The sequence below is a fragment of the Nocardia sp. CA-135953 genome (genome assembly GCF_050955735.1).
Taxonomy (GTDB): domain Bacteria; phylum Actinomycetota; class Actinomycetes; order Mycobacteriales; family Mycobacteriaceae; genus Nocardia.
Genome location: NZ_CP192082.1, coordinates 1973307 through 1991051, shown reverse-complemented (window position 1 = coordinate 1991051; position 17745 = coordinate 1973307). Strand labels below are relative to the sequence as shown.

Annotated in this window: 13 protein-coding genes; 3 read left to right on the top strand and 10 right to left on the bottom strand. The window is 65.6% G+C overall.

Going from position 1 to position 17745, the window contains the following annotated elements:
* Position 1: 1 nt before the first annotated feature.
* Complete coding sequence (locus ACQPXH_RS09195; protein ID WP_433601877.1) at positions 2-6319, bottom strand: type I polyketide synthase; 6318 nt, start codon at positions 6317-6319, stop codon at positions 2-4.
* 284 nt (positions 6320-6603) lie between these two features.
* Here ACQPXH_RS09195 and ACQPXH_RS09190 point away from each other — a divergent pair, with 284 nt between their 5' ends.
* The gene (locus tag ACQPXH_RS09190; protein ID WP_433601875.1) at positions 6604-7143 is read left to right on the top strand and encodes an ester cyclase; all 540 of its coding nucleotides are present in this window, start codon (positions 6604-6606) and stop codon (positions 7141-7143) included.
* Here the strand turns inward: ACQPXH_RS09190 and ACQPXH_RS09185 are convergent, their stop codons facing one another.
* The 4 genes from ACQPXH_RS09185 to ACQPXH_RS09170 form a co-directional block, all read right to left on the bottom strand.
* Positions 7144-7851, bottom strand: a complete 708-nt coding sequence (locus ACQPXH_RS09185; protein ID WP_433601873.1) for a TetR/AcrR family transcriptional regulator — start codon at positions 7849-7851, stop codon at positions 7144-7146. It lies immediately after the preceding gene.
* A gap of 27 nt (positions 7852-7878) precedes the next feature.
* Positions 7879-9513 carry an MFS transporter gene (locus ACQPXH_RS09180; protein ID WP_433601871.1) on the bottom strand — a complete coding sequence of 545 codons (1635 nt, stop codon included), beginning with the start codon at positions 9511-9513 and terminating at the stop codon, positions 7879-7881.
* A gap of 217 nt (positions 9514-9730) precedes the next feature.
* On the bottom strand, positions 9731-10081 hold the full coding sequence (locus ACQPXH_RS09175) for an HPF/RaiA family ribosome-associated protein (protein WP_433601869.1): 351 nt from the start codon (positions 10079-10081) through the stop codon (positions 9731-9733).
* A 120-nt stretch (positions 10082-10201) separates the two neighbouring features.
* Complete coding sequence (locus ACQPXH_RS09170) at positions 10202-11470, bottom strand: MFS transporter (RefSeq protein ID WP_433603384.1); 1269 nt, start codon at positions 11468-11470, stop codon at positions 10202-10204.
* 426 nt (positions 11471-11896) lie between these two features.
* Here ACQPXH_RS09170 and ACQPXH_RS09165 point away from each other — a divergent pair, with 426 nt between their 5' ends.
* Positions 11897-12178: an SDR family oxidoreductase gene (locus ACQPXH_RS09165; RefSeq protein WP_433601867.1), complete on the top strand. Its 282-nt coding sequence runs from the start codon at positions 11897-11899 to the stop codon at positions 12176-12178.
* A gap of 54 nt (positions 12179-12232) precedes the next feature.
* Here ACQPXH_RS09165 and ACQPXH_RS09160 read toward each other — a convergent pair whose 3' ends face one another.
* On the bottom strand, positions 12233-12379 hold the full coding sequence (locus ACQPXH_RS09160) for a DUF1059 domain-containing protein (protein ID WP_433601865.1): 147 nt from the start codon (positions 12377-12379) through the stop codon (positions 12233-12235).
* A gap of 241 nt (positions 12380-12620) precedes the next feature.
* On the opposite strand from ACQPXH_RS09160, the gene ACQPXH_RS09155 reads away from it, so the two are divergent.
* Positions 12621-12827 (top strand): hypothetical protein, encoded by a 207-nt coding sequence (locus ACQPXH_RS09155; RefSeq protein WP_063046497.1) that lies wholly within the window; start codon positions 12621-12623, stop codon positions 12825-12827.
* A gap of 535 nt (positions 12828-13362) precedes the next feature.
* Here ACQPXH_RS09155 and ACQPXH_RS09150 read toward each other — a convergent pair.
* Genes ACQPXH_RS09150 through ACQPXH_RS09135 form a run of 4 tightly spaced genes read right to left on the bottom strand, consistent with a single transcriptional unit; the run spans position 13363 to position 17581 of the window.
* Positions 13363-14130 (bottom strand): 3-oxoacyl-ACP reductase, encoded by a 768-nt coding sequence (locus ACQPXH_RS09150; protein WP_433601863.1) that lies wholly within the window; start codon positions 14128-14130, stop codon positions 13363-13365.
* Positions 14131-14140: 10 nt separating this feature from the next.
* Entirely contained in the window at positions 14141-15499 is a 1359-nt protein-coding gene (locus tag ACQPXH_RS09145; RefSeq protein ID WP_433601861.1) for an aldehyde dehydrogenase family protein, read from the bottom strand.
* Positions 15496-16236, bottom strand: coding sequence for a gamma-glutamyl-gamma-aminobutyrate hydrolase family protein (locus tag ACQPXH_RS09140; protein WP_433601859.1), 741 nt, complete (start codon positions 16234-16236; stop codon positions 15496-15498). Before ACQPXH_RS09140 ends, ACQPXH_RS09145 begins: the two co-directional genes overlap by 4 nt.
* On the bottom strand, positions 16217-17581 hold the full coding sequence (locus tag ACQPXH_RS09135) for a glutamine synthetase family protein (RefSeq protein WP_433601857.1): 1365 nt from the start codon (positions 17579-17581) through the stop codon (positions 16217-16219). The genes ACQPXH_RS09140 and ACQPXH_RS09135 overlap by 20 nt, the downstream gene beginning before the upstream one ends.
* Positions 17582-17745 lie beyond the last annotated feature (164 nt).

Below are 17745 nucleotides of genomic sequence, written 5' to 3'. Positions count from 1 at the left end.
CTCACGCTGCTGTCGTTTCGGTACTTGCTTCTTCGTGCGCGATCTGAGCGGCGATCTTCACGCCGAGGCCCGCCAGCGAGAGTCCGGCCCCGATCGAGAGGACCGACATCTTGACGCCGAGGCTTTTCACCACGCGTGCACCGAATTCCATGGCCATCAGCGAATCCAGCCCCAGCTCCATGGTCGGAGTCGACAGATCCACGGTGTCCGCGTCGACGCCGAGGACGACCGCGAGTTGTTCGGCGAGCAGGCAAGCAACCACCTCGCCGCGGAATTCCGGCTCCAGCGCCAGGATTTCGGCGCGAAGTGCGCTCGTGCCGGCCGCGCCGCCGCCCGCGGCGGTGACCAGTTCGACGAACCGCGGCGCGCGCGCCGACGAGCGGTGCGCGAGTGCCCATTGCGCCCAGTCGATGTCGAGCAGGGCGAGTTGGGTGATGTCGAAACGCAGGCATTCCCGTAGTAGCAGGGTCGCGAAATCCATATCCAGCGAGCCGTATCCGGTCATCTCGGCATAGCGGGATACCGCCCGCGAGTCGGCCATACCGCCGTCGCCGCGCATGAATCCCCAGTCCACCGACAGGGCGGGCCTGCCCTGTGCGCGCCGTGCCCAGGCGAGTGCGTCGAGTGCGGAATTGGCTGACGCATAACCCAATTGGGGCGAAAGCCCGGCGATACCGCTCGCCGAGGAGTACAGCACGAACAGGTCGAGCTCGACGCCCGCGGCGGTGGTGGCCCGATCGAGATTGGTCGCGCCGATCACCTTCGGATCAAAGATCTCGCGCAGCGATTCGGCGGTGACCTCCGGAATCTCGGTGTTGTTGACCACGCCCGCGGCATGGATGACACCGCGCAGCGGTGCACCGCCGGCCTGGATGCGGGCGACGAGATCGGCGACCGCGTCGTAGTCGGCGACATCGACGCGTTCCTCGCGCACGTCGACACCCTCGTTCGCGAACCGCGCCAACTGTTCTCGCGCGGCATCGGTGGACGCGCCGTGGCGACCGACGAGCACCAGGTGACGCACGCCGGCACGCACCAGTTGACGTGCGGTGGCCAGTCCGAAGGCCCCGAAGCCGCCGGTAACCAGATAGCTTGCGGCGGGGTCGAATTCGAATTCGCCCGGGATGTGACGTACCGCCGGATGTGCTTCGCGCAGATCGAGCACCACCCGGCCGATCTGGGCGGAGCGCGCCACCGTTTCGAATGCCGCGGTCAGCTGGTCGAGCGCGAAGGGTGTGTTCGGCAATGCGCTGAACTCGCCGTGGAACATCGCGTCCACCACGCGCCGGGCCGCCCGGCGCACCTGCGCGGGACGCCGGGCCAGGATGCGGTCGATATCGACGGCGAAGAATGCCAGATTTCGGTCGAACGGGCGCAGGTCGATGGTGCCCGAACCGTAGATGTCGGCCTTGCCGATATCCACGATGCGGCCGAATTCGCCCGCGACCCGGAAGTTCTGCTGCAGGATCTCGCCGGGTGCGGAACTGTAGACGACATCGACGCCCGCACCGCCGGTCACGCGCAGCACCTCGTCTACGAAGCCGATCGACCGGGAACCGAGCACCTCGTGCGCGCCGAGCGACCGCACGCGGGCGCGTCGCTCCTCGGTACCGGCGGTGGCGATCACCCGCGCCCCCATCCGCAGCGCGACCTGGACGGCGGCCATGCCCATGCCGCCCGCCGCGCCGTGGATCAGCACCGTTTCGCCCGGCTGCACCCGAGCCAGTTCGCCGAGCCCGATTTCGGCGGTGAACAGCGGCATCACCGAGGTGCAGTGCAGCGGATCGAAGGCGCCGGGCGGGAAGATATCCATCCGGGTGGTCGCGCCGGTGTCCGGCCGGATCGTCACGTAACGCTGCACGATTCCCGGTGCCACGACCGAAATCTCGTCTCCCGGTTCGATATCGGTGATATTGCTGCCGACCCGCGTCACCACGCCGTAGCCGTCCATGCCGATCTCGGTGCCGAAAAATGTTCCGTCCAGCTCTTTTTCGGTGAGCACACCCAGCACCTTGAGGGTGTCCTTGTAGTTCAGGCCGACCGCCTGCATCCGGATCTCGACCTCGTCGGGTGCCGGCGCGACCCGATCACAGGTGCGCAGTGCGAGTTCCGGCAGCAGTCGCGAACGTGGGATATCGAGCCGGAAGGACTGTTCGGGATCGGTGAGCGGTCTCGGTGCATCCCATCCCGCCAGCCGGTCGGTGAGGGTCTGTCGCCAGCGGATCGTCCAGCGCGCGCCCGCACGCAGCGCCACCTCGTCGATGGTGGTGTCGGCGTAGATCTGCTCGAGGATGTCGGCCGCCGCGGAGGCGGGTTCGGTATCCACCAGTCGCCACTGTCCGGCCGGAAGTTCGTTGAGCAGTTCGCGACGCGCTCCGGTCAATACCGAATGCTCGAGCCGGGCGAACCGGTCGATCGGCAGGCACAACGCATGTTCGGTCACCACGACGGCGTGCACCACGAGGGGCAGCTCGTCGGACAGCAGCGCCTTGATCGCCTGGGCGACCTGTGCGAGCCCGTACACATTGCCCGTGCCGTCGAGTTCGGACCCGGCGACGACAACGAGCCGCAGGCGCTCGACCTCGGGCCGGGAATGCGCGGTACGCAGCAGGTCGAGCAACTGTTCGTGGTCGGCCGCCGAGGCATGCTCGCCGACCGTCACCACTTCGGCCCGGATCCGCGCATTGGCGATTTCCTTGGCGCGCTGGGAGATTTCCGCGCCGAGGTTGACGACGAGCAGGAACTCCTCCGCACCGGGCAGGTCTTGCATCGCCGGTTCCGCCGAGTCGGTCACGATCTCCCAGACCGGCTCGTAGAACAGCCCGTCGAGCTGTTCGGAGAGCGTCGACTGCGGTGTGAGAGCGCGGAACTGGACTCCTGACATCGTCAGTGCGACGTCACCGCTCGCAGACGCGATGCGGATATCGGCGCGCAGTGGACTACCGGGTACGCGGGTGAGGACCACGACCGGATCGACCGGAATCGGTCCGGTCCAACGGATCCCGGCGATCGCGGCAGGCACGACCACGTCGGCCTCGGTACCGGAATTTGGCTGTGTCGCAGCGGTTCTCGCGTACAGCGCGGCGAAGCACTGTAGGGCTGAATCCACTATCGCCGGGTGGGCGAGATGCCGCTGCCCGATCGTTGCGGACGAATCGAGGTGTGCGACAACGCTATCCGGTCCGACGCAGACCCTGCGCAGCAGCCGGAAGGCAGGGCCGTAGCGGAGTCCGTGCTCGGCCATGCTCTCGTAGAGCTCCTCGACCGCTACCTCCACCGATTCCGGTGGCGGCGCGATGCCGACGGTGGTGGCATCGGCGTCCGCCTCGATGAGACGGCCGTGCGCGTTGAGCGTCCATCCCCCGCCACCTGCGGGCCGGGACTGGATGGTGAACCGGCGGGTGCTCTCCTCCACGCCGATCCGCACGACCGGCACATCGTGCTCATCGATGACCAGCGGGCTGATGAATTCGATGGATTCGAGCCCGAACGAATCCCGACCGGTGCGTAGTGCGATGGCGCTCAGGGCGGCGTCCAGGTAGGCCGCTCCTGGCAGCACCACGGCACCGGCCACGACGTGATCGCGCAACCACGGCAGATTCGAAACCGACAGTTGGACTTCCCATTCCGTGGCTACCGATGCGGTGCGATCGCCGAGCATCGCGTACCCGTTCGGGGTGCCGATCCGATCGAGGTCCGTTTCCGGCTCCTGGGTCCACACGAACCGGCGCTGCCACGGATAGTGCGGCAGGTCGACGTGCCCGACACCCGGATCGATCGCGCCGGGCAGGCGGTCACCGTCCAACGAACCCGCCCGGTACAACTCACCTATCGCGGTCAGTATGTTCTCGCTGTCATCGCCGCCACGCGTCAGCGTGCTGATGGCGGCACCGGTAATGCCCTGCTGCACCAGGATTTCCCGAATACTGCCGTTCAGTACCGGGTGCGGACCGACTTCCAAGAAAACCCGATGTCCGGCATCGAGCAACTCGCCGATCGCGTCCGCGAACCGGACCTGATCGCGGACGTTGCGTGCCCAGTACTCCGCACCCCAATCCTGTCGCGTCGCCTGCGTACCAGTGACGGTCGAATAGGCGGGAACGGTGGCATCCCCCGGTGCGAGCGTCGCCAGCGCGGTGCGCAGATCATCGAGGATCGGGTCCATCAGATGGCTGTGGTATGGGACTTCGACACGCAGCGCCTTGGCGAAAACTCCATCGGCGGTGAGGCGTTCGCCGAGGTACGCCAGCACCTGACTGTCCCCGGCCAACGTGACCGCCGACGGACTGTTCACGGCGGCGATACACACGCCGTCGAGGTCGGTCAGCAGTTCGCGCGCCTCGGCCTCGGCCAGCCCGACCGCCAGCATGCCGCCGGTCCCCGCCGTGGTGGCTTGCAGGCGGGACCGGTGGTAACCGACCGTGACCGCCTCGGTCAACGACAGCGCACCGGACACGTAGGCCGCCGTCACCTCGCCGACGCTGTGTCCCACCGTGACGGCGGGACGAATGCCGAAATCGGCGAGTTCCGCCGTCAGCGCGGCCTGGAGCAGGAAGTTGGCCGGTTGCGCGATTTCGGTGCGTGCGATCCGTGAGTCCGCCGCGTCGCGGCCCATCTCCTCGAGGATCGACCAGCCCGCGAGTTCGGCGAATTCCCTATCGATTTCGCGCGCCAGTTCGGCTGCCGGGCCTTCGCCCGCGAGCAGGCCACGGCCCATGGCCCACCACTGCGGCCCCATGCCGCTGAAGACGAATACCGGATCGGTGTGGCCTTCGGCGATAGCGCGAGCGGGCGGTTGACCACCGCCAGCCGCGAATTCGGCCAGCTGGGAACGCAATTCGCCGGAATCGCCGTAGCGGAAAGCGGTGCGCAACGGGTGATGCGCGCGGCGCACCCAGGCCGCCTCGGTCAGGTTGTCGAGCGATTCGGTGTCGACCGCCGCCAACAGCCCCGCGGCGAGTGTGCGCAGCGCCGGTTCGCTGCGCGCCGACAGCGGCAGGATCGGCAGCCGCATTGCCGCTGTGTCGGAACGGGTTTCGACTGTGATCGGCGCGGGGCCGATGAGCGCATGCGCGTTGGTGCCGCCATAGCCGAAGCTGTTGACCGCCACCATTGGCCGGACCAGCGGTTCGGCCGCCATCGGCACTCGCAGTCGCAGTTCGTCGAACGGGATCTCGGGATTGAGCTGATCCAGCCGGGCCTGCGGCGCGATCGTCCGATGGTGAATGGTCAACGCGGCCTTGATGACTCCGGCGACCCCTGCCGCCGCCTCGGTGTGACCGATATTGTTCTTGACCGACCCGACCGGCAGCGGCTCGGTCCGGCCGTCGATCGCGCCGTACACCCTGCCGAGGGCCGTCATCTCCGCCGGATCGCCGACCGGTGTCCCGGTGCCGTGCGCCTCGACGTAGCCGATCTCATGCGGTGCGATGCCCGCGCTGGTGTGCACGCGCCGGGCAAGTTCTTCCTGCGCGACGGGATTCGGGACCGGAATGGCCGAGGTGCGGCCGTCCTGATTCACGCCGCTGCCGCGAACCACCGCATAAATGCGGTCACCGTCGCGTACCGCGGCCTCCAGCGGCTTGAGGATTACCACACCCGCACCCTCGCCGCGGCCGTAACCGTCGGCCGAGGCGTCGAACGATTTGCAGCGACCGTCCACGGACAGGAATCGCCCCTTGCACATGGAGATGAAGGTTTCCGGCTGCAGCATGGCATTGGCACCGCCGACGATGGCGGAGCCGCATTCGCCGAGCGCCAGTGATCGGACGGCCTGATGCAATGCCACCAGCGACGACGAGCAGGCGGTGTCGATGGTCATGGTCGGGCCGTGCAGGTCGAGCAGGAAGGCGATGCGCGCCGAGAGCAGGGTGTGTGACGAGCTGGTCGGCGTGTGGCTGTTGATCGCGGAGCGGACCACGTTGCGGCCCACCGCATTGTCGTTCATGAAACCGCCGACGAAGACGCCGATATCGCGCCCCGCGACCCGTCCGGCCATTCCGCTATCGTCGAGCGCCTCCCACGCGACTTCGAGCAGCAACCGCTGCTGCGGGTCCATGATCGAGGCCTCGCGCTGGGAGATGCCGAAGAAGTCGGCGTCGAACTCCCACAGTGACCGGGTCAGGAATCCGCCACTGCGGGTGTACATCCGGCCGGGCGCGTCCGGATCCGGATCGTAGAATTTGTCGAGGCTCCAGCGATCCGGCGGTACCTCGACGATGCCGTCGCCCCTGCGGATCAGGAAATCCCAAAAGGCTCCCGGTCCGTCGATTCCACCCGGAAATCGACAGCCGATGCCGACGATTGCTGCATCGGACATTGCGCAGTCCTCGATTTCTACCCTGAGCATTGAACGGTAGGCAGCATACTTTCGATATTCGATCGGCAGCGCAAAATGGCTGAAACCTGCTGCAACAAGCGCTGATCGGGTCCACATAGTGAAATTACAGTGTTATCGGACGCGCCATCACATCGTTATCGCGAGGGCTGACAGTGTTATAGGTCGAAGCACCTCGCAGCGAACTCGAAAAATAACAATGTCATGGGTTCGAATTACATTGTTATTCGAACCCATGACATTGTTATCCAAGTACGGTGTCGGCCATGAAATCTGGTGAATTCGCCCTCGACCCGGCCGCCGAGCCCATCGCGGACACCGACTGGCTGCACGAGTTCGTCGAGCGCTACATCGCCGGGTGGAACACCGGCGACGGCGACGCGGTAGCGGCCTGCGTCACCGAGGACACCCGCTGGCTGGATCCGTCCGAGGGTGAGCTGATCATCGGCCGCGCCGGGGTAGCGAAGTTCGTGCACGACACCAAGCGGGCATTCCCAGATGTCAACTACACCACCGTGTTCGATCCGGTCGTCACCTCGGACGCGCTGGCGGCGATCGTGCCGTGGCGGATGACGGGCACCCACCTCGGCATGATCGATCCGCCCGGATTCGCAGGCACCAACAAGAAATTCGACCTGTTCGTGGTCGACGTCTGGCAGTTCCGCTCCGGTCACATCTGGCGCAGCAAGGCCACCTGGGATCTGAACGAACTACTGCTGCAACTCGAATTGCTGCCCAAGCGCAACGGTTTCGCCGAGCGAGCCATGGCCCGCGCCCAACGCCTCGCGGTCAAACTCCGTGGCTGATCACATGTGCGGGCCGGTCAGCGCGGCGACCTGCGCGAGGGCACGTGCCACCGACCGCTCGATCGTCGCGCGTTCGGCACCCATGCCGATCAGGATGTTGACGATCGAGGGCAACAGCACCTCCGACACGCCTTGGTCGCCGTACAGGCCGGCCATATCCAACTGGATGAACCCGTACAGCCCGGTCCAGAACTGCGCAGCCGCCGAGCGCTCGTTCGTGCCGTGCAACAGATTCGCCGCCAGCGCCCGCCGGGTCGCGCGCACCACGAAATCGAAGCTCTCCGCGAAGTTCTCGAAGTCGGAATCGCTGCCATCGGCCAGCACATTGCCGCGGTGCACCTTCACCTCGGCCTTCGGCGACTCGGTGGCGAACATCAGCCGGAACAGTTCGGGTTTGCGTACCGCTTCATCCCGAAAGATGAAGCCGAGTACCAGGATTTCGGCGATCGGATCGTCGCTGACCTCGCATTCGCCCAGGCGCGCGACCAATTGCGCGAAACCTTCCGAGCCGACCGCCTGGATCAAACCCGGCATACCGCTGAAGTTGGAATAGATCGCCATGGTCGAGACCCCGCATATCCGCGCCACGCGACGCACGGTCAACGAGGCGAGTCCTTCCGTCGAGATGAGTTGAACTGTGGCCGCTATCAGGCGATCGCGCATCGAGCCGGTTAGTGCGGGCTCCAACGCAGTTGCAGTGTCGATCATTACCTCACCTAGCAGTGCTCGTCCTTGCTATGCCGCCGCGACGCCCAGCTCCTCGGCGGTGATCTCTTCCAATGGCTTGCGGCGGGTTTCGACGATGAACCCGACCGCCGCCACCGCCGCGATCGCGATCGGCGCAGCGCTGATCAGCGCGGTCACGGTGATCGATGGCGTGGCCACGGCGAGCACGACCAGCGCGATGACCAGCACACCGCCCGCCTTGGTCATGGCCGCCGCGACGCCGCTGCCGCGGGACCTGATCCGGGTCGGGTAGACCTCCGCGCCATAGGCGATGATGACCGCGACCACCGAGCTGGAACCCCAGATCGGCACCACGAGAAGGGCATACAGCAGCGTGGTGTTGTCGGCGACGTGGTCACCGAGGATTACGAAGCCGCCGAGGGCGACGGCGAGCAGCGTGCTGAGCATGATCAGCGTCCACTTGGTCGAGCGGTGGTAGCAGTAGGCGACCAGGAAGTTCAGCGGGAAACCGATCAGCGCGGAGTCACGCAGGATCTTGTCGGCGGTGACGCCGGTGAATCCGAGACTGCGCAGATTCGTCGGCAGCCACAGCTGGAAGCCGTAGGTGACCAGTCCGACCCCGAGTCCCAAAAGCGCCAGCACGATGGTCATTCCGGCGAAGGGACGGCGCAGCAGCTGACCGAACCCGCCCGCGAGATCATCCTCGGCCCCGGCTTGTGGCTGCTCGACCTCGACGACCTCGGCGTTGTATGTGCGCAGCACTTCTTCGGCCTCGCGGTGCCTGCCGACGGCCATCAGGAACCGCGGCGATTCCGGAATCCAGCGGACCAGCAGGACCAGCAGGAGTCCGGTGGGCAAGCCGATCAGCCACATACTGCGCCAGCCGTAGGTATCGCCGATCGTCGAGGACAGCCAGCTGGTAATGACGTAGGCACCCGCGATATCGCCGCCGATCAGCACCAGCAGCCAACCGCGGTGGCGCGCCGGGATGGTCTCCGAGAGCAGCGTGAAGGCGATCGGCAGCATCCCGCCCGCGCTCAGGCCCATGATGAAGCACATCGCGACATTCAGCTCGAAGCTCGGCATGGCACCGCAGATCGCGGTTCCCACAAAGAAGATTCCGGCCAGCAGGATCGCCGCCTTGCGGCCGATGCGGTCACCGAGCCAACCCCACAGGAACGACCCCAGCACCGTGCCGGTGATGCCGGACAGCGGCAGCAGCGCCACCGGTAGCGCGTCCAGATGCGGGCTCGCCGGGGTGCGCAGGTGGTATTCGGCGCCGACGCCCGGAACGACGAAAGCCAGGGTCGTCGGCTTCATCACGTCGATGGTGATCGCGGCGGCCATGATCAGCAGCAGCACCACGTGTACGCGATTGATCGGCGCGTCGTCGAGTGCCCGCACGCGCAGCCCGGCCACCGTGTCGTGCACCGCGCGCTGCGGGAACAGACCGTAAGTGGTGACGCCCAAACCGATCACGATCAGGATCATCCCCGTGATCATGGCGCCGTCCATGGGCATGCCCGCCAACCGATAGCCCATGTCGCGGGCCATGAGATACATCGGAAGGTGCAGGCCGGTGCCGAGCACCGTCAAGACCAGACCGAACCAAAAAGCTGCCGTACGCCGACGGTTGACCGGACCCTCCGATCGAGGCGCGATATCGACGGCATTCACATGCATCACCGGACCCTCATCAGCCCCCCACACACCAATTACCGATCGGTATTAGACACGAGTTCCGTGCCGGTGTGGGCTTTTTAATCTGTTCGGTACCAACAATTTCGGGACGCGCCGGACTTATCTATGAGAATGATTACGACCGCAGGCGGCTGGGTAATCTGCTGCGCCGATATCGTATGCCAGTTCCCACTGGTGGGAATATGGTCGAAGTCGTCTATTATTCGACGTTCATGTGCCTGATGGATTCGCCACCTTTTGTCTCATGAAGGCGGCCGAAGCGACTGTCGAGGAGGTTCGCCATGGCGTCGGCGGCACCGGTATAAGCCTCTTCGACCGTGGCCGCGCGGTGGGTTACAGCGACCGGAGGCTGACCGGATATCCGCGCTTCCAGCACGCACTGTTTATCGTCCGGGCCGCCTTTATCGGCGTTCAGATCGGTCAGATGAACTTCCAGTCGGGTGAGCTGCTCACCGAAGCGGTCGAGTGTCGAGGAGAGCGTCGATTCCACGCGCTCGGCCAGCGATGCGCCGCCGTGGATATTGCTGCCGGTGTTGACCTGAATCTGCACGAGCGTCTCCAATCCGATAGGTGTCTGCCCACGGCTACCGACTCACGGAACGCGAACTCAGCAATCCGTCGGCAATGCCGACACTACTCGCACGGATATGCGCTCAGCAGAATCCCAGGTTCAGACCGTCTGTGCCGCGATCGGTGGCGTCGCTTGCTGCGCATCGGGAACGACTGTGCCGCGCAACGAGGTTCCCGCGGTCTCGCGCAGGAACGACCAGGCGAGGAGTCCGATCAGGCTGGCGCCCACCATATACGCGGCCGGGAACAGCGACCAGCCGGTCGATTCGATCGCGGCCTCGTTGACCAGCGGTGCCGTGCCGCCGAACGCGGCGGTGGAGATGTTGTAGCCGAGGGCGAAGCCCGCATAGCGCACATGCGTCGGGAAGATCGCAGGGAAGGTCGAACTGATCGTCGCCAACTGGGGGACGTACAGCAGACCGAGCACGATGAATCCGGTTATAGCCCAACCGGTTCCCTGCCCCATCAGCCAATACATGGGCAGCGCGAGTATCGCGAGTCCGACCAACGAGACCAGCCAGAGCGGCCTGCGGCCCACCCGGTCGGACAACCTACCGAAAAACGGCAGCACGATCATCATCACCAACTGCCCGATCAGCATCATCGCGGTGGTGGTCGATTCGCCGACGCCGATGGTGTTCTGCAGGTAAGTCGGTTGATATGTGAGCAGGGTGTAGTTCACCACGTTCAGGGCGACCACCAGGCCGATCAGCGTCAAGGTCTCGCGGCGGTAAGTGGTCAGCACCTGCCACACGCCGCCCGGCGGGTGCGGTTGATCGGCTACCTCGGTGAACACGGGCGACTCGTTCAGATGCGAGCGCAGATACCAGCCGATCAGGCCGAGCGGCACCGCGAACAGGAACGGGACGCGCCATCCCCAGTCGTGCATCGCATCCGAACCGAAGATGAGCTGACACAGCAGCACGACCGCCGAGCCGCCGACGAAGCCGCCGAGGGTGCCGAATTCCAGGAAGCTGCCGAGGAATCCGCGCTTGCGGTCGTTCGCGCATTCGGCCAGATATGTTGCGGCACCGCCATATTCGCCGCCGGTCGAGAAGCCTTGCACGACGCGTAGCGCGATGAGCAGAACCGGTGCGAACCAACCGATCTGGGCATGGGTCGGGATCAGGCCGATGCATCCGGTAGCAGCTGCCATCAACAGAATTGTGGTGGCCAGCACCACTTTTCGGCCGAGTCGGTCGCCGAGCGGTCCCCAGACCATGCCGCCGAGCGGGCGCAGCAGGAAGGAGATGGCGAAGCCGAGCATGGTGCCGAGGGTGCCGAGTTCACCCGGGAAGAATGCGTCGGTGAGATAGGTGGCGGTCGCCGCGTAGACGCCGTAGTCGAACCATTCGGTGGCATTGCCCATCGCGGAGGCGGCGACCGATCGGCGTAGCGTTTTCTTCTCCGATTCGCGATCCGTCACCTGCGCCTCCTCACCAGCCCAGGTCACGGGCCTCGATTCGTTCGACCGGCCCGATCCGGTTTTTCCGAGTGCAGGCACGGAATTAACTGGTACCCAGGTTCCAAACCGGGCAAACAAGCGGCGGGTCCGCCGAGCCGGTGACGGGACCGCCGCCACCTGCGGGATCTCAGGCAAATGTGAGCATGGTCACACTTGCGCTTTCGAGCTACGAATGCTGTTCATTATCGGCCGTCGCTGGAGGCGCGATCGCCGCCCGAACGAGGCCATGACTGACGCCGTGAACGCAGCCACGGGACAGGTCGGTCACGCTGGTGTCCGCCGCATCCGCGGGCGGCGCAATGCCGACAACCGCCGCACTGGCCGTCGTCAATGCCGGTGTCGAGGCCATTGTGCCCGCGCTCGCGGGTCGAACTCGCATCCGTGCGCGTGAACGCCGTATCCCCTGGTGTGATCGACACCGAATGGTGGAACTTCCTCCCCGAGGACGCCCGCGACGAGGTGTTCGCCGGAATCGCGGCGCAGACCCCGGTCGGCCGAATCGGCACCGCCGACGATATCGCCAAGGCCATCGAATTCCGCACCGACAACACCTTCACCACCGGCGTGGTGGTACGCGTGGACGGCGGCGCTCGCCTCGGCTCCCCCAAATAACCCACCTCGCCCGGCTTTTGTCACAAGCGGTGACGAAAAGCCGGGTGTGGTGAATCAGTAAGCGATGAACAGAATTTCGTCCCGGGAATAGTTGTGCCCCGGGTGGTTCTCGGCCAGATGTGCCTTGGTCTTCTCTACCAGGTCGTCCTCATCCGTCCCGACGATCAGTTCGCCGCAGGGGCAGTTCAGATTTCGCTTCATCGACGCTCCTTCCTTCTCCCCGTCAGTCTAGGCACGCGCCCCGCCCAGGCCGGTGCATACCCCCATTCGGGTCCCACGCCCGATTCCGCCATCGCATTCGATACGGCAGGGCCGGGATTTCAGGCGGGCGAACACGCGACGCCGGGCAGGGTAGAACTGGTTGGCTTCCGCGTGCTCCGGGCCGGCATTCCGAACTCGGCATCGCGCTCGAAAGAGCGCAGAATGGGAGCAGGAGGTCATGATGCAACTGCTAAAGGGCCTGCTCGGCGTGGTGTTGGGGCTCGTGACGGCCGTGCTCGGCACGGTCGTCGGGATCCTCGCAGCCGTGGTCTGGCTCGTCGGTGCGGTGCTATGCGTGACGCTGATCCTCATTCCGCTTGGGCTCCCTGTCATGCGGCTCGGCCGCCGCCTGTTCACGCTCGCCGGTCAGCTGATGCACACTCCCTGAAGATCGTCCTGGGCCAAGACCGTCCTGGGCTCTTCGACGTCGGCTCGACATGGGAGGCCGAGGTCGCCGAGAATCTGGCCGCGCAACGCGCGGCCGCGCCGCCGACCAGCCGCGGTCAACGCCGACCACGGCACAGCACCCGCAATCCCCGCAGCGACATTCTCCGATTCACCATGCCGCAAACACCACACCCGCACCCGATCAGCCATCGCCGACTGGGGCCGCGGCGGCGGTGACAAAGCGCCGAAGAAGGATGCGTAGCGCCGGACTGAGTGCGGCGCTACGCGTGCTCAGTTTCCTTGATCCGGCTGGGGATACGAACCGGGTGCGCTGCCGTCACCGCGGCTGAACACGGGGCGGAAATCGGCACCGCCCGTGTCGGTTTGGACGGACTGTTCGGTTATCAGGGCGTCGTGACTGAACAGCCCGGGCGATCGCCCATCTTCCGTACTCATCTCACGAGCCTCCCTCTGATCGGCGACGTATGGCGAATCCTGGCTTGCCGCTCAGCGGTCCGCCCGAATCAACCGTACCTTTACAACGGAGTGACGTATGCGCCGGAGATGCCACCGTCCACCAGGAACTGCGATGCGGTGATGAACGAGGAGTCGTCACTGGCCAGAAATGCGACGGCCGCGGCGATTTCCTCCGGCTCGGCGAAGCGTCCGACAGGGATGTGCACCAGGCGCCGCGCAGCGCGCTCGGGGTCCTTCGCGAACAGCTCCTGCAGCAGCGGCGTGTTCACCGGTCCGGGACACAGCGCGTTGACCCGAATGCCGTTGCGCGCGAACTGCACTCCGAGTTCGCGGCTCATCGCGAGCACACCGCCCTTGGATGCGGTGTAGGAGATCTGCGAGGTCGCCGCACCCATGACCGCGACGAACGACGCGGTATTGATCACCGAGCCCTTACCCCGGTCCAGCATGTGGTTGATGGCGTATTTGCTGCACAGATACACCGAGGTCAGATTGACCTCCTGCACCCGACGCCAGGCGTCGATGCCGGTGGTCAGAATCGAATCGTCTTCCGGCGGTGAGATTCCGGCGTTGTTGAAGGCGATATCGAGTCCGCCGTAGGTGTCGACGGCGGTCTGGAACATGGCCTCGACCTGGGCCTCGTCGGTGACGTCCACCTTCACGAACACCCCGCCCACTTCGCCGGCCGCGGCCTCTCCCGCGGCGGCATCGATATCGGCGACGACGACCTTGGCGCCCTCCGCCGCGAACCGGCGAACGGTGGCCAGGCCGATGCCACTCCCGCCGCCGGTGACGACGGCGACTCGATCCTGTAAGCGCTGCAACACATCTCCTTAACTAGGTGGCGATGAAGACGTTCTTGGTCTCGGTAAAGGCAAGTGCCGCATCCGGTCCGAGTTCGCGACCGAGCCCGGACTGTTTGAATCCGCCGAACGGCGTCCAATACCGCACCGAGGAATGCGAATTCACCGACAGATTCCCGGCTTCCACACCGCGAGACACCCGCAGCGCGCGGCCCACATCATTGGTCCAGATGGAGCCGGACAGACCGTATTCGGTGTCATTGGCAATGCGAACGGCATCGGCCTCGTCCTCGAACGGAACCACCGCGACCACCGGCCCGAACACCTCCTCGGTGAGCACCCGATCCGACGGTGCGTCCGGCAGCACAACCGTTGGCGGATACCAGAATCCGGGGCCGTCGGGCTGGGTGCCGGTGAATGCCACCTTGGTCGACGGCTCGACGAACGAGGCCACCCGGGCACGATGCGCGGCCGAAATCAGCGGCCCCATTTCGGTGGACTCCGCCGCGGGATCACCCACCCGGACCCCACGCACCGCCGGTTCCAGCAATTCCAGGAACCGGTCGAATACACTGCGCTGCACCAGAATTCGTGACCGCGCACAGCAATCCTGCCCGGCGTTGTCGAAAACACCGTAGGGTGCGGTCGCCGCCGCGCGCTCCAGATCGGCGTCGGCGAAAACGATATTCGCGCTCTTACCGCCCAACTCGAGTGTGACCCGCTTCACCTGGCGCGCGCATCCGGCCATGATCTCCTTGCCCACCTCGGTGGACCCGGTGAAGACCACCTTCCGCACGGCGGGATGAGTCACGAACCGCTGTCCCACCACCGAACCCTTGCCGGGCAGTACCTGGAAAACCCCTTCCGGCACACCGGCTTCGAGCGCGAGCTCACCCAATCTGATCGCGGTGAGCGGCGTGAGCTCGGCGGGCTTGAGCACCACCGTGTTCCCGGCGGCCAATGCGGGCCCGAATCCCCATGCCGCGATCGGCATCGGGAAGTTCCACGGCACGATCACCCCGACCACGCCGAGCGGTTCATGAAAGGTGATGTCGACCCCGCCCGCAACCGGAATCTGACTGCCAAGCAGACGTTCCGGAATCCCGGCGGCGAAATGCAGCACATCGCGGACATTGCCCGCCTCCCAGCGCGCATTGCCGATGGTGTGCCCGGCATTGGCGACCTCGAGCTGGGCCAGCTGCTCGAGATTCGCGTCGACGGCGTCGGCGAATCGACGCAGCAACCGAGCCCGGTCCCCCGGCGCGATCGCGCGCCAATCGGCCCCGGCCCGCTGCGCCCTGTCGATGGCCGCATCGGTCTCGACCGCGCTCACCAGTTCGAGTGTCGTGACGACCTGCTCGGTCGCCGGGTTGACCACCTGCGTTGTCGTCACGAATTCCGTTCCTTTCGATAGATGACCGCCGCCTGGACCAGTGCTCGCATCAATCGCGTATCGGTCGCATCCGCCTCCGGATGCCACTGCACACCCACCAGGAACGGACCGTCCGGCGCCTCCGCCGCTTCGATCGTGCCGTCCGACGCGTGTGCGGTCGCGACCAGGCCATCGGCCAGGATGGCGACGGCCTGGTGATGGTGGCAATTCACCTTCACCTCCGGTCCGGTGATCGTGGCGACCAGGCTGTCCGGCACTGTCGTGACCCGGTTCGGGTGGAAGCCGCCCGGCGTGCCGGAGTGGTCGTCGTGGCCGAGCAGATCCGGCAGATGCTGGATCAGGGTGCCGCCGAACGCGACATTGACCAGTTGCAGGCCGCGACAGATCGCGAGGATCGGCAAACCGGCAGCGCGCGCCAAGGCCAACAGCTCGAACTCGGAATCGTCACGGTCGGCTCGGAGTGGGCCGAGGGCCGGATCCGGCGGCGCGCCGTAGCGCGCCGGATCGATATCGGCGCCGCCGGTCAGCACCAACCCGTCGAGCCGATCAACCAGCTCCGCGCGGGCCACTCCGGCGGGCGGCAGCAGCACCGGTATGCCGCCCGCGCGCTCCACCAACTGCACGTAGTCGTGCGGCAGCATCGCACTCGGCACATCCCAGGCGCCGAATCGGGCCTGTTCCAGGTAGGTCGGCAGGCCGATGACCGGACGGATCTGCTCAGAGCCGCTCGAAACCACGGATTCGCTCCCAATCGGTGACGGCGGCGTCGAAGGCGTCCAGCTCGACCTGTGCCGCATTCCGATAATGGTCCACCACGTCGTCGCCGAACGCTGTCCGTGCCACCTTGCTCTCGCCGAACAATTGCGCCGCTTCCCGCAGCGTACGCGGCACCCGCGGGCGCTGGGACCGGTAGGCATTGCCGTGGAACTCCGGCTCGAGCGGGAGCGCGTGCTCGATACCGTGCAATCCGGCGGCAATGGTCGCGGCGACGGCCAGATACGGATTCACATCGCCGCCCGGGATCCGGTTCTCCATCCGCAGGGACAGATCCTCGCCCACCACGCGCAGCGAACAGGTCCGGTTGTCACGTCCCCAGGCCAGTGCGGTCGGGGCGAAACTCCCTGACACGAATCGTTTGTAGGAGTTGATATTCGGTGCGAGCAGATAGGTGAACTCGCGCAGGCAATCCAGTTGCCCGGCCAGGAAATGCCGCATGAGTGCGGAGGTGCCGTGCGGGCCGTCACCCGCGAATACCGCCGCACCCGATTCGGCGCGCAGACTTATGTGAATATGGCACGAATTGCCTTCGCGCTCATTGTATTTCGCCATGAAACTGAGACTGCGCCCCTCCTGGGCGGCGATCTCCTTGGCGCCGTTCTTGTAGATGCTGTGGTTGTCGCAGGTGACCAGCGCCTCGTCATAGCGGAATGCGATTTCGTGCTGACCCGGATTGCATTCACCCTTGGCCGATTCGACATACAGCCCCGCACCGGCCATTTCATTGCGAATGCGACGCAGCAGTGGCTCGATGCGTGCGGTCCCCAGCATCGAATAGTCGACGTTGTACTGATTGGCGGGCCGCAGATCGCGATAGCCGGAATTCCACGCGTCCTCGTAGCTGTCGTCGAAGACCAGGAACTCGAGTTCGGTCCCGACGTAGGCGTACAGCCCCCGTTCGGCGAGCCGTGCCAATTGCGCGCGCAATATCTGCCGCGGCGAAACCGTGACCGGCTGACGGGCCGGTTCCACGTGCTCGACATCACACAGCACCAGCGCGGTTCCCGGCTGCCACGGCACCAGCCGCAGGGTGCTCAGATCCGGCCGCAGGACGAAGTCGCCGTAGCCGGTTTCCCAGGAAGAGATCGCGTATCCGTCGACTGTCGCCATATCGACATCCACCGCGAGCAGATAATTGCAGGCCTCGGTCGCGTGCCCGATCACCTCGTCCAGGAAAAACCTTGCCGCACAACGCTTTCCCTGTAGACGGCCCTGCATGTCGGTCATTGCCACCAGCACCGTGTCGATCTCGCCCGCCTCGACGAGCGCCTGCAACTGCACCAACTCCAGCATCCCGGTACGCATCGAAAACCCCTCTCGGCAGCAACCTTGCCAACGCTAGAGCAAACGGGACGAACGCGTGACCCGACACACGAAACCAATTGCGTCGGCCTTATCCAGCTCAGTGTCCGTATCGGAGATCCAGCCGATCCCAACCCGGCTCAGTGAGCCGTCCGCAGCTTGGTAGA